The organism is Pseudoalteromonas ulvae UL12 (genome assembly GCF_014925405.1).
GTDB classification, from domain to species: domain Bacteria; phylum Pseudomonadota; class Gammaproteobacteria; order Enterobacterales; family Alteromonadaceae; genus Pseudoalteromonas; species Pseudoalteromonas ulvae.
Map to the genome: position 1 here is coordinate 28,623 of NZ_AQHJ01000035.1, position 13,671 is coordinate 42,293.

At 41.0% G+C, this 13,671-nt stretch carries 11 protein-coding genes; 5 read left to right on the forward strand and 6 right to left on the reverse strand.

The genetic code is table 11. The features are described 5' to 3' along the window. Window positions 1-248: 248 nt before the first annotated feature. From PULV_RS18270 to PULV_RS18290, 5 genes are all read right to left on the reverse strand, one after another. Window positions 249-905, reverse strand: a complete 657-nt coding sequence (locus PULV_RS18270) for a hypothetical protein (protein ID WP_193332672.1) — start codon at window positions 903-905, stop codon at window positions 249-251. Window positions 906-1,022: 117 nt separating this feature from the next. Further along, entirely contained in the window at window positions 1,023-2,054 is a 1,032-nt protein-coding gene (ltaE, locus tag PULV_RS18275) for a low-specificity L-threonine aldolase (RefSeq protein WP_193332673.1), read from the reverse strand. A gap of 80 nt (window positions 2,055-2,134) precedes the next feature. Beyond that, window positions 2,135-2,722 carry an HAD family hydrolase gene (locus PULV_RS18280; protein WP_193332674.1) on the reverse strand — a complete coding sequence of 196 codons (588 nt, stop codon included), beginning with the start codon at window positions 2,720-2,722 and terminating at the stop codon, window positions 2,135-2,137. Window positions 2,723-2,916: 194 nt separating this feature from the next. Then, entirely contained in the window at window positions 2,917-3,402 is a 486-nt protein-coding gene (locus PULV_RS18285; protein WP_086743980.1) for a DUF6702 family protein, read from the reverse strand. After that, window positions 3,402-5,870, reverse strand: a complete 2,469-nt coding sequence (locus PULV_RS18290; RefSeq protein ID WP_193332675.1) for a M1 family metallopeptidase — start codon at window positions 5,868-5,870, stop codon at window positions 3,402-3,404. Before PULV_RS18290 ends, PULV_RS18285 begins: the two co-directional genes overlap by 1 nt. 185 nt (window positions 5,871-6,055) lie before the next feature. Here PULV_RS18290 and PULV_RS18295 point away from each other — a divergent pair, with 185 nt between their 5' ends. From PULV_RS18295 to PULV_RS18305, 3 genes are all read left to right on the forward strand, one after another. Then, entirely contained in the window at window positions 6,056-6,697 is a 642-nt protein-coding gene (locus PULV_RS18295; protein WP_086743339.1) for a glutathione S-transferase family protein, read from the forward strand. Between the two features lie 314 nt (window positions 6,698-7,011). Continuing rightward, window positions 7,012-7,242 (forward strand): hypothetical protein, encoded by a 231-nt coding sequence (locus PULV_RS18300; RefSeq protein WP_086743338.1) that lies wholly within the window; start codon window positions 7,012-7,014, stop codon window positions 7,240-7,242. Window positions 7,243-7,500: 258 nt separating this feature from the next. Beyond that, complete coding sequence (locus PULV_RS18305) at window positions 7,501-7,734, forward strand: hypothetical protein (RefSeq protein WP_086743337.1); 234 nt, start codon at window positions 7,501-7,503, stop codon at window positions 7,732-7,734. A 37-nt stretch (window positions 7,735-7,771) separates the two neighbouring features. Here the strand turns inward: PULV_RS18305 and PULV_RS18310 are convergent, their stop codons facing one another. Continuing rightward, entirely contained in the window at window positions 7,772-9,898 is a 2,127-nt protein-coding gene (locus tag PULV_RS18310) for a TonB-dependent receptor (protein WP_193332676.1), read from the reverse strand. 448 nt (window positions 9,899-10,346) lie between these two features. On the opposite strand from PULV_RS18310, the gene PULV_RS18315 reads away from it, so the two are divergent. Continuing rightward, window positions 10,347-12,665, forward strand: coding sequence for a S8 family serine peptidase (locus tag PULV_RS18315; protein ID WP_086743335.1), 2,319 nt, complete (start codon window positions 10,347-10,349; stop codon window positions 12,663-12,665). A 198-nt stretch (window positions 12,666-12,863) separates the two neighbouring features. Next, the gene (locus tag PULV_RS18320) at window positions 12,864-13,607 is read left to right on the forward strand and encodes a substrate-binding periplasmic protein (protein WP_193332677.1); all 744 of its coding nucleotides are present in this window, start codon (window positions 12,864-12,866) and stop codon (window positions 13,605-13,607) included. Window positions 13,608-13,671 lie beyond the last annotated feature (64 nt).

Here is a 13,671-nt window from a genome sequence, read left to right on the forward strand (position 1 = left end):
CATATTGGGAAAATTATAATGCCCCGATTTTACCAAGTGATTTAAATCAGAGCTAGTAGCACATTAAATTTAGCTGCATTTTTTATTTATCTAATATTTATGAAATTAAAAAAGCACCCTATTTAACATAATACAATTAACATGGAAAAATCATCACTTTTATATGCAGAAATAGCTTTAGATAGTATTGTTTTTTTATTCATAAATTGCAGGGTTGAAACTTCCCCTGCAAATGAATAAGTGGTGATTTAGAGTTGTTTAAATGCTTCAAATAGATTCGCTTCAAGTTTGATATCTTGTTGGATTGGTACAGATAATCTTAGATTATAACCATCAGGCACTTTAGAAACCTTGGTATAAATAAACGAACCGAGTTGATGATTGTTGGTAATTTTTTCAAGAGTTGATTGGGCTTGTGCTTCGTTATTGAAGTTTTGTGCCAGCACTGCGCAATACTCTTTATTGCAACCTGCATCATAAAAATAACCAATATCGTGTGTATACAAATCAAAGATACTCGTTAGAAATTGTGTTTTTTCTGTCGCGACTACGGAGCTGTTTCCTTGAAAATGAGTTATCCAGTCTAAGTCATCATTAATTTTGGCTAATTGAATCGGCGTTGCTAAGTAAGTGTTTTCTAAAGTCGTAATATTCACTTCTTCAGGCGTTAAATCATCCTTATTGCCCTGGATCACTAAATCCTGTGAGAATTGAGTAGGAGAGGGGGCGATCTTCAACTCATTTTTTTCTAAACCGATAGAACTTATAGCATCACTTAGCGCTGATTTTTTTGTATTTTCCGTAGGGTTATTTTTTATACTCTCTTTTTCATTAAAAAATGGCTGTTTTGTTATGAGTAAACACAACAAAAAACCGCTAAGAACATAACCTAATTCCTTTTTCATATTTACCTTTTTATTAATCCGTTAGTTCTATTTTTAGCTGGGTATCATAATTTTGTACCCAAAGAGAGTCAATTATTTAGAGCAAAAAGAAATGTTCATTGTTTTGTACTATTAAGGCTAATTTGCGGTGGAACTTTCAAAGTTTACATACATTTTTATTTTTTGAATAAACTGCTCAATGTCACTTCTATTAATATCTAAATGCAATACCAAACGCATTAGGTGGCTTGGGGTGATTAGAATATCGTGTTGTTTAAGTGTTGCGGCAAGGGCATGCACGTCAATACTTGGGTCTATTTTTACAAACACCATATTTGTTTCGATGTGATTGATATTGACTTCAAAACCTGCAATGCCGTTTAAACACTCCCCTAAATAACGCGCATTGGCATGATCATCGGCTAAGCGTGTAACGTTTTCTGTTAATGCTAAGTGGCCTGCAGCAGCTAATAAGCCAGCTTGGCGCATGCCGCCACCTAGCACTTTACGCCAGCGTCTGGCTTTGGCAATGAGCTGTTCATCCCCAAGTAATAAAGAACCGATTGGCGCACCTAAGCCTTTTGATAAACAAATACTGACTGAATCAAAATGCTGAGTGATTGCGGTGATATCAACATTTTGCGCAACAGCCGCATTATAAACACGGGCGCCATCAAGGTGCAGCTTAAGCTGATGTTGGTTAACAAACTCTCGTGCCTTGGCTAAATAACGAAGTGGTAGCACTTTGCCATTAATTGTATTTTCAAGGCTTAATAATTTTGTGCGGGCAAAATGCGGATCATTTGGTTTGATTGCTGCGGCAAGTTTTATAAAATCGAGTGTGCCATCTTTCTCGTTTTCAATTGGCTGTGGTTGAATTGAACCCAGTACCGCTGCACCACCACCTTCAAATTTATAGTTATGAGCTTGTTGACCACATAAGTATTCATCACCGCGCTCACAATGTGCCATGAGCGCGAGTAGATTAGCTTGGGTACCTGAACTACAAAAGAGTGCAGCAGCAAAACCATGACGCTGCGCTGCAAATTGCTCAAGATGATTAACGGTAGGATCGTCGCCATAGACATCATCTCCGACTAAGGCATTCGCAATCACTTTGCGCATGTTTTCAGTTGGGCGTGTTACGGTATCGGAACGAAAATCAATCATAATCTGGGATCCTAAAAATCAACAAGTTCAGTGATTATGACAGATAGTCGGCGCGATACAATCAGCTAAAATCGGTAAAATTAGTTCAGCTTATCAGTGAGTTGTTTAAAGTGATTGATCACTACATCGGCTTTATGTGCGTAATCAGGAAGGTCGCCCTCAACATATAAACAGCTGCGCATGTTGGCATTAATCGCCGCATCAATATCATAGAGATAATCCCCGACATAAATCAGCTCTTGGGTCGGAATTTGCCATTGTGAAGCCAGCTGTAACAAAGCGCTAGGATCGGGTTTGGCTGGGGCATCATCACGAGTAATGAGGGTATCTATCTTGATTTGATTGTTACGCATTTTGATTTGCGCTGCTTGGCGATAATTGCGCGTTACAATCGCGGTGGGCAGTCCTTTTTGCTCGAGTGATGTTAATAATTCAAGCACCCCGGGAAGTATCACGGCATCATGGGCGTCTTCGAGCTCATGTTTGTGAACATTTGCCAGTGCTGCGGCTTGTTGCTGTTGGCATTCAATATTGGCAATAAAAGTCAGTAAATCTTGATTGGCGGGGCAGGATATTTGTTTTTTGATTAATGAAAAATTGAGCTTTGAGCTGACGAGTGTGCCATCTAAATCGAAAATGAAACCGCGAATTTTACTAATGTCTATCATGTTTGGATATCGTTTTTAAGATTTGTTTGGCTATACGCTCAAGTATGGCAAATAGTTTGCCGCCAAGATAGATTCTTTTATCCAAACCAATGGCGATCGTGTAAAGGGGGTTTACATTTTATCTGTAAAGGGGGCTTACAGAATAAAAAAGCCATTTCACTGGGGGGAAATGGCTTAGGGTTATTACAGTTTGATTAAAAAGAGGCGCTGAGCCATTGATCTTCGCCAGTAAAGGTGAGGGTTTTAATCTCACCTTTGCCCTCAATGTTGACCATATTAACTTGTGCAGGCCAAAGCTCCCTTAATGCGCCATGGGACATTTTGAGTCCTTTGACATCTAGAGGGATCTGCATCTCTTGATAAACCCAAAAGAATTTACCATCGATTTGGTGCCCAACACTTTCAAGTGCAAGAGGGCGATCTGCTAGGCTTTTTAACTTAAATTGTTCCTTCACGTAGTCAGCAAATTGTTGCTGTGTCTGTGCGTCCTTATTTAAATCAGCCTGTTTGTTATAAAGGTGCTGCACCGCATGTTCGCTGTCATGCAAATAAAAACGATGCATGACTTCTAAATTATTGGTGCGTTGATTAAATAACACTGTGGTAATCGAAGACTTGAGCTGATGAGCACTAACTAAGCTACTCATCAGGATACACGCTACGCCAAGTATGCGTTTAATCATGCTTGTGGCTCTTGAGTTGTATCAGAGTCTTTTTTGTCTTCTTGCTCTTTTTTATCATCGTCTTTTTTTAGTTCAGTTTTAATGTCTTGCATGATGTCGCGGTTTACTTTCCCAGTACGTTTTTTAGCTTTAAAGACTTCAATACGTGATGGAATTATGCGACGTGGGTAGTGGTTATTTTCGATATCAACATCTGCCGTTTCCCAACTTGGATCCACAGTGACTTCTTTAAGCTCTTTGTTTTTGTCTGTGACAATCAGCTTTTGTACTTTTTTGTCATTGCGACGCCAAATCTCAGCAGGAATATACTGGTCTTCTGTGGTGCCATCGGTGTAAGTCAAGTGCAGTAAAATAGGCATGACGAGGCCGCCATGATTTGAAAACTCCATGACATAATAATTTTTATCTTCTTTTAACGCACGCTCTAAGGTTTTCTTTTCCCAAGGTTTTAGGCCTTTTAGGAATTTTTGATAGGCATTGCGTTCTTTATTTGTGACGGTAAACCGATCATTTTCATCATAAAAATCTGTAATGTCTTTGTTTTTGTCAATCCAAAGCTCTTTGCCTTCGTCGCGATTGCGTTTTACATGTAACGATAAAGGTTTGTTGAGCTCTTCTTCACGTAAGCGAGCAAAGTCAATATCAGGATTTTTGGTATCTAAACGCAATTTGTAGACTTTATCGATGGATAAATCGACGTGATCTGTGGTGTAAAACCAGCCATGCCAGAACCAATCTAAATCGACCCCTGAGGCTTCTTCCATAGAACGGAAAAAATCAGACGGAGTGGGGCGCTTGTATTTCCAACGCTGGGCATATTCTTTAAAAGCAAAATCAAACAGCTCTCGGCCTAAAATGACTTCACGCAAAATATTTAGAGCGGCTGCCGGTTTTGTATAGGCATTTGGCCCTAAACGTAAAACGCTATCAGATTGCGTCATAATTGGTACTTGGTTTTGTGACTTCATGTAGTCAACAATGTCGCGTGGTTCAACGCCCCAAGGGATCATTGGGTCCCACTCGCGACCAGCGACACCATCTAGGAAGCTGTTTAAACCCTCATCCATCCATGTCCATTGGCGCTCGTCTGAGTTGACGATCATTGGGAAGTAAATGTGACCGACTTCATGGATCACCACACCAATTAAAAAGCGTTTTTCGGCTTGCGTGTAAGTGCGAGTGCCATCTTTTTGTAACTCAGTGCGCGGTCCATTAAAGGTGATCATCGGGTATTCCATACCGCCGACAGGGCCGTTCACTGATTGAGCCACAGGGTAAGGATAGTCAAACGAGAAACGCGAATAAACTTCCATGGTATGGATCACTGACTCGGTGGAGTATTTTTTCCACAAATCGCCCCCTTCTTTAGGGTAAAAAGACATGGCCATTACTAATGGTTGCTCTTTGCCCCCTTGCTGATACCCTCTGGCATCCCACATAAACTTACGCGATGATGCAAAAGCAAAGTCTCGAACGTTTTTGGCTGAAAAATTCCACGTTTTGACTTGATCTGTGCCTTCTTTTTCGTTTTCGATGGCTTCTTCTTCTGTCACTATAAATACAGGACGCTTTGCTGTTTCGGCTTCTTTTAGGCGCTTAAGTTGTGTTTTGCTCAGTACTTTTTTAGCGTTGGTTAACTCTCCCGTCGCGGAAACTAAGTGGTCGGCAGGTACGGTAATTTCGACGTTATAATCACCAAATTCTAAGGTAAATTCGCCACTGCCAAGGAACTCTTTATTGGTCCACGCTTCGTAATCGGTATAAGCCGCTAAGCGCGGAAACCACTGAGCGAGTAAGAAGATATCATTGCCATCCTCTTCAAAATGCTCATAACCGTAACGGGTGCCAACAGCATCTTCTTCAGCAATATTAAATGCAAAATCTAGGGTAAACTCGGCGTCTTTCCCTGGTTTGAGTGGGCGGTTTAAGTCAATACGCATTAGGGTGCCGACTATCGTCGCTTTGAGCTCTTTACCTGATCCGTCAGTGACGTTACTTATGGTATAACCCATTTCGTTATCCGCTAGAAATTGCTGGCGGCGAAGCTCATTCAAGCCTAGTTTTGCAGGCTTTGAACTAGGCCCGCTTTCAAGGCTACTAGAAAATGTACGCGTGGTTTCTGAGATTGAATCAGCTTTATAGATATTTTGATCTAGCTGGAGCCATAAATACTTTAAGGTATCAGGTGAGTTATTTTGATATCGCACCGTTTGTTTACCGCTTAAACGGCGGTTTTTTTCATCAAGCTTTACGTCGATATCATAGTCGACTTGTTGTTGCCAATATTGGTGGCCTGGTTCACCTGCTGCATTACGGTATACATTTGGAGTGGGTAATATTTCATCAAGTTGACGAAATTTATCAACATAATTGCCTTTTGTTTGCTGAACGGCACTGGCGCTTACTGTACTGCAGAACACAATAGGGAGGACTATTGCTGCAACTTTTGATAGCTTAAAGTTCATGGAGGTTCCTGTATGCTAGATATTTTTTGCTTTTAAAGGTAAGTCACGCTTTATTAAAAGACCATTTCAAATTTGCAAAAACTTAGCAATTTTTTAGCGACTAGCAGCCGATTTTTACGATGGTTGTAAGATCAGTAGGTTAATGTCTAAATGTTGATTTATTAAACACTATTTTAGAGGTAGATATGATTGAGTTATATGGTACGCCCCGTTCGCGTTCATTGCGGGTTTCGTGGTTACTCGAAGAGTTGGCACTTGATTGGCAATATCGATTTATTGACTTTGGCCAAGGTGCACAACATGACGCGGATTTTCGTGCACTGAGCCCAGAAGGCAAAATTCCTGTACTGGTTGATAACGGAGAATCTGTTGCTGAATCATTGGCTATTTGTATTTTTATCGCTGAAAAATACGCCCCTGAGTCTTGGTTACCTATGCGCGGCAGCGCTTTAAGTGCCAAGCATTGGCAATGGTGTAGTTTTATAGTCAGTGAGCTAGAGCAAGGCTTATGGACGCTCGCAAAGCATAAGTTTGCTTTACCTGAACCCCAACGCTGCCCTGAAATAGCTAACACAGCTCGTTGGGAGTTTAATAAAGCAGCAAAGACTGCCTCACTTTTATTAGCGGATTCAGCTTATTGCTGTGGTGAACAGATCACTGTGGCTGATATTTTATTGGCGCATACATTAGGGTGGGCTTTAAAAAGTGACTGTGTGTTACCAGAAAATTTAGTGAAGTATTATCAACACATGTCAGCGCGCCCTGCTATGCGAAAAGCCTTACAAAAAGAAATTGATTTTGCTGAGCAACAAAAACATACAATGTGATTGAATAACACTCAGTATTAATGTGCGCACAGGTTCATTAATCTCGGCTCGCGACCGCCTTTGAGCATTATTTGCTAGAGGTGATTAAGGTCAAGAGTAGATGTAAGTAAGTAGATGTAAGTAAGTAGATGTAAGTAAGTAGATGTAAGTAAGTAGATGTAAGTAAAGATATCGGTAAATTTTCTCCTGGGTTCAATTTTATAAGGCTGACAATGATTGTCAGCTTTTTTTGTTGGCCCAAAATAGTTCAGGATTAGTTCAGGTTTTAGGCTCTAAGGTAATGCTAAGACTAAAAGCGCAGAGGTTAATCTGTTATGCATTACTATATTTTAGAGAAAGAACAACAATTGACAGCCATTACAGCCGATCATGCAATTTATCAACAATATTTAGCATCTGGCTATGGGTTTGTTGCAAAAATGAGTGCTTGGAGTGAAAAAACGGCACTGCAAAGTTTTAAAAAACAAAGTCAGCATGTGGCTCGTTCACCTAAAGTGTTAGTGAGCTTGTTTTTTCTTGCTTTAGGGTTTTTATACCTGCTTTAGACCTTTGTCTAGGGTGCATATTTGGCAAGCTGTAAAGGGGCTTTACAGCCAGATTTAGGGTGCTAGCTCTATATGGTTGTTTTTCACCTAAGCTTAGAACGAAATATTTGATAAAAAGGGTTGTAATTGGTCACTAATTGTAATTAAATTCGGCCCACTTTTTTGCAGTGAAGATTGCAATAATACTGATGTAATTTTGTTTCCCGCTTAGCGGTTAACAACTTAAAACAATCAAATAATAAAATAAATGGTGCGCAGATGGATTTTTATGTCCTTAAAAAAAATAACGAACTGACAGCTATTCCTGCAGATGAAGTTGTGTGCAAAAACTATTTAGAGTCAGGTTACTGTTATGTTGATAAAATTGCGGCATGCACCGAAGCTGCAGCAATTAGCAAACTCAAAAACCAAAAATTGAAAGTGATTAAATGGCCAGCAGCTGCTGTGTTTGTCACGATTTTTGTGGCCGTTGTTATTTGGTTGAACCAGTAAAGCAAGACAAGCCTTGCTTTACTGTGGTTATTTTTGCTTAAAACTGAACACTTACACCGACGTTTACGGTCGTTCCTAAACTTTTACTGTTGTATCCTTTATATGTATAAGCTTGTGAACGCGCCGAGTAGTAATCTTGGTTAAATAAGTTTTCAATACCGGCATAGAGTTGAAATGACTCAAAAGAGTATTGGCCACTTAAATTAACGACATGATAACTATCGATGGGCCCTTGGTCACCCACCCACAGACCTTTGTCATTTTTCTCAAAACGTTTACGATCCCCGACATAGAGATAATTAACTGCCAATGATGCGTTATCGAGAGCTTGCCAGCGCAGGTTAATCGTTCCTTTTGGTGCTGAAATTTGCCTTGCACCTAAATAAGTGTCTTTATCTGTGTCTTTACCTTCTACCCAACTATAGGTTGCATTGAGTGATAGTGAGTCAGTCCATTGATAATTGATTAGGCCTTCGTAACCCCAAATTTTTTGCGGAGCGCGAATGGGCTCATGAATACCTGTTTGCTCATTAAATTTACTGCCAGTACCAAATTCTGAGGTACTCCGATAAGCGGCAAATTCGAACCTTAACCGCTCAAATTCGGAGTTAAATCCAACTTCAACGTTATCGATAATGGAGGCTTGTGTATGAATGTCGGCAATATCATCGACTGTTGCTGAGCGAAGTAGGCGACCCGTATCAGAGATATCCGCTCCTTGCGAAAAACTGATAAATGGGCTGAACTCTGCAATTGCATTGTATTTTAATGCAAGGTTATACGTTGTGGCGTTGTAATTGAGCGTATCACCTTTGACATTTATGGCCACAGAGCATTGCTGCGCATTGCGACAGAGTTTTAAAGTTTGATAATCATCGACGAATAAGTCGATTTCTTCTTTACGTAAGCCTGCTTTTACGACCCAATCATCTTGAATAACCCACTTAGTCTGTAAAAAGCCTGCAAGGTTGTCCATTTCCATCTCTGGTACCCACATCCGCCCATCAAGAAGGGGTTGCGATGAGGTATCACTTAGCAAATCTAAACCGTAAATAAACGTCCCTTCAACTTGGTTGAAATCGACTTGTGTATTGGCGGTCATGCGAAGGCCTGTTTTGTCGGATTTTATCATCGACTGGCCACCGGTTAATCCTAAATCGGGATTGGCTAAGTTAGTCGAAAAGAAAAACACATTTTCGATTGTTTGCTTGTACAAATCGATACTGAGCTGAGTGTGATCGAGTAGGGCGAGATCAGTATAATTCAGCATGGCGTTATGGTTGCCCCGTGGGCCTTGTGGCGCGCCGATTTTATTTGCATCACCGGGTACTTTTACCGCATAGGTTTTCACGCCCGAATTGACGCTTCCGCTGATATCTACTAAATCTGAATCTTGTTGTGATTCATAATAGTTGTAGGTAAATTTTAGGGACTTATCTTGGTCAAAGTCATACGCTAATTTTGTAAATATGTTTTGTGTATTACTTTCAGAAAGCCCATACACTAAACCAAGCACATCACCTTGCGCATCGCGCTGTAAGCCGTTCTCTTCATAGGCACCTGTCACAACATAGCTAAATTGACCTCGTTGACCACTCACCGCGCCTTGGTAGCGCATGCCTGCAGAGTCTTCTAGCTTTACTGCGCTAAAGCGGGTCGAGATGCTTGCTGAGCCCGAAAATTCACGGTCAGTGACTGCTTTTTTAGTAATATAGTTAATGATCCCACCTGCAGCACCATTCCCATAAATACTGGTCGCCCCTTTGATGACTTCAATACGCTCAATGGCACTTGGGTCCAGAGATTTTATTCCTAATGATCCATTACGAAGGGGGGTCGATTGCGGCACACCATCAATCATGACCAATGGCGCTCGACCACGAAGAGTTTGTGATGAGTTACTTGATGTGCCTGTTGATGGCGCCATGCCTGGTACAAGCTGTGCGAGCATATTTTGTAACTCTGGGGTCACTTTTAGTTGCTCTTGGATTTCTTGTTGGCTAATGATAGTGATTGAAGCTGGGATTTCATCGATACTTTCAATGACTCGGCTTCCTGTCACAACCATGCGTTCGATATCTTGCTGCTCAGTAGATAAAGCATGTGGTGTAAAAAGAGTGGCGGATAATACAAGGGCAGTAAAGGGGATTGGGGTGTGTAACATTATTACATTCCATGGTAAAAAATTCCACGGAATGATATTGAGTATTATTATCAATATCAAACGATTGTTTTGTTTTTTACGTTCGTTAATTCTATGTGTAAATTTATGTCAGCGTTGTCATTGCGAAGATCACAATTAAAGGTTTGAAAATGGCTTTAGCGTATTTTTGTTACCATTTAAGTTAATTAATTGGTAAATAATTCCCATTTAACACGCTTTGTTGCGTTTTTATTGAGCAAAACAATGTTTTGTTGATTGTTTTTTGCTCATCAATAATTGCCGAAGTAATTTAATTTTGTTTATTTTCAATTGCTTATTTCGCGTTCTCGTCTTTTGTTTACAATCATTAACAATTGAGGTGTTAACTTTGTGTTAAGTTTTTGTTGTCGATGTTATTGTTTGTTCAGTCCTTTAGGGACAAAATGATATTCATCACGGGAAACATCTTATGCAAAACAAAAATAGTAAAAAAGTAACTAAGTTACTGATCACCGCAAGTACATTATCAATGGCGGTGTCTACCGCGCTATATGCAGCGCAGCCACAGGGTGTGCAAATTTCTGATGATTCAACTTTAGTTAAGCAAAATTCTCCTTTACCTAAGCGTTACATTGTTAAATATAAAAACAATATGGCAGCTGAGTTTGGCGTTCCTAGCCAATCAACTTCCAGTGCAATGAACGTGAAGTCAAAATTAGCCACTTTGGGTGCAAAAATTCGTACAGAACACCCAGCGCTAAACCTTTTATCAGCTGAATTAACAGCGCGAGATATTGCCGAACTTCGCATGGATAGCAACGTTGAATACGTTGAAGAAGATTTACCGCGTCGCTTAATGGCGCAAAATCTAACTTACGGCATCACTATGGTACAAGCCGATCAAGTTGATGACAGTGTTGCATCAGCAGCATTAGGCGGTAAAAAAATCTGTGTGATTGATTCTGGCTTAGAATTACCACATGAAGATATGGGTACTCGTAACGATACAGTTACGGGTACTAACGATAGCGGTACAGGTAACTGGTATGACAATGGCGGCCCACACGGGACTCACGTTGCAGGTACTATTGCGGCGTTGAATAACGGCATGGGTGTACGTGGTGTGATTGGTTCAAATCCGAACCTTCATATTGTAAAAGTATTTAATGCAGCAGGTTGGGGTTATTCTTCTGATCTAGTGAGCGCAATTAACGTGTGTAAAAATGCCGGCTCTGATGTTGTTAACATGAGCTTAGGTGGTTCAGGTTCAAATAACACTGAACGTAACGGTATTCAAGCAGCTTACGATAGTGGCATGTTACTGATTGCAGCGGCTGGTAACGACGGTGTTGCTACAAGCACGACTGATATCGAAAGCTTCCCTGCATCATACGACTCAGTCATGTCAGTTGCTGCCATTGATAGCAATAAAGCATTAGCTGATTTCTCGCAAAAAAATGGTCAAGTCGAAATCTCAGGCCCAGGTGTTGATGTGTATTCAACTTACCCAGAAGGGACTGGTTCAGTTGTTGAAGTCGCTGTTGCAGGCGCAGGTTATGCGGCTAACGCAATGGAAAACTCAGGTCAGGCAAGCGGTGCTTTATATGACCTAGCGACTGGCGAGAGCATTGATAACGGCGCGTCTGGCCGTATTTGTTTAATCCAACGTGGTAACATCTCTTTCCATGACAAAGTGAAAAACTGTCAAGATTCAGGTGGTGTAGGCGCGATTATCTATAACAATGCTGCTGGTTCATTTGGTGGTACATTAGGTGATACAAACGCAACAACTATCCCTGCAGTGACTGTGTCTGATACTGACGGCGCGGCAATGAAAGCCAATGCAGGCCTTTCTGCAAGCATCAACATCGGTACTGGTAACTACGGTAACATGAGCGGTACTTCAATGGCTTCTCCACACGTTGCTGGTGTTGCAGCATTGGTTTGGAGTCACCATCCGAGCTGTTCAAACGTAGAGATTCGTAACGTCCTTAATGCCACTGCACAAGATTTAGGTGCGGCAGGTCGTGATGTTAAGTTTGGTTTCGGTCTAGCGCAAACTAAAGATGCAATCGACTACATTACGAATAACGGCTGTGATGGCAATGGCGGCGGTACAACTCCACCACCACCTCCAACAGGCGACACAGTATTAGTAAATGGTACAGCTAAAACTGATTTATCAGCTGCGACAGGTGCAGAACTCGTCTTCACTATGGACGTACCAGCAGGCGCGTCAGCGATTAACTTTACAACTGCCGGTGGTTCAGGTGATGTTGATATGTATGTGAAATTTGGCTCTGCACCAACAGATAACACATATGATTGTCGCCCTTATGCAAATGGTAACAATGAGTCTTGTGATGTGACAGATACGGGCGGCACTTATTATGTACGCCTTAAAGCATACAGCGGTTTTGCTGGTGTTAGCTTAACAGGTTCATTCACAGCGGGTGATACTGGCGGTGGTAACCCTTCACTACCTGTTATCGATGAAACCATCAGCGATGTATCTGTAGCAAGAAGACAGTGGACGCGTTATACCATTGACTTAGCTGCGGGTTATTCAAGCTTTGATGTTGCATTATCAGGTGGTACAGGTGATGCCGATATGTATATCCGTCAAGGTGCGCAATCAACATCATCAACTTATGATTGTCGTCCATACGAAAATGGTAACAACGAATCATGTAGCTTTGCAGCCCCAGCTGCGGGTACTTGGTACATCGATATCTACGGATACCGTGCAGCATCTGGTATGACGCTGACAGTAAAAGCAAACCCATAAGAAACAAATACTCGTAAGAAAGTATATTTTGAGCAAAGGGCAACGAAAGTTGCCCTTTTTTATTGCTTTAAAGTGCATTGTAAAATAAACATGGCCACATTCTGTAAAGCCCCTTTACAGCTTTATTATTTTATATCAAACCCATTATTAAATTGTTTGCCTATACTTGTTGTTACTTTGCTTGCTAAACGATTTTGCATGATTAAACAGTTTCTTAAACCTACATTTCTCTTGCTGATGTCTGTTACTTATAACGTGTTTGCCGAACCCATTACGTTGCAGGTGGTGACAGAAGAATGGCCGCCCTTTAACTATACCAACGAACAAAGCCAAATCGTCGGTCGCTCCACCGATGTCATCAAAGCTGTCCTCGCCGAGGCGAAGATAGATTACACCCTCAATAGTTACCCTTGGGCCAGAGCGGTGCATATTACACAAACACAGCCCAATGTGATGATTTATTCTATTTACCGTAATGCTGAGCGAGAAAGCCAATATCAGTGGGTGTGTCCGCTTATTCCTGCGGTGAAAATTTTTGTTTATCGGCTACGAAGCCGCCCCGATATTGAGATAAAAAATATCAGTGAAGCCGTAAAATATCGCACAGGCAGCAATAAAAACGACAGTAGCCACAAATATTTAACGGATCATGGTTTTGAAGCGGGCGTCAATTTAGACTTAACTAATGATGCTGCAGCCACAATCCGTAAATTTGTTGCTGGTCGGCTCGATTTTGTAATGCAAACCGAGTATTCCATGATCTCACAGCTCAAGGCGTTAGGGCTTGAATACAATCATGTAGAAAAGCTGTTTCCTATCAAAGAATATGATTTTGGCGCTCCTTGTCTCGCGTTTAGTTTATCCACCCCAAAAGAGTTAGTCGAACGTGTTAAAACAATTTTGCAGTCCTATCCACATGATGAGCAAGGCACATTTTACTAAAAAATCTTTGCTTAAATTGCGCTGAATACGTATGCAAAAAGTCTGTTTTTTGCTGCTCTCAAGG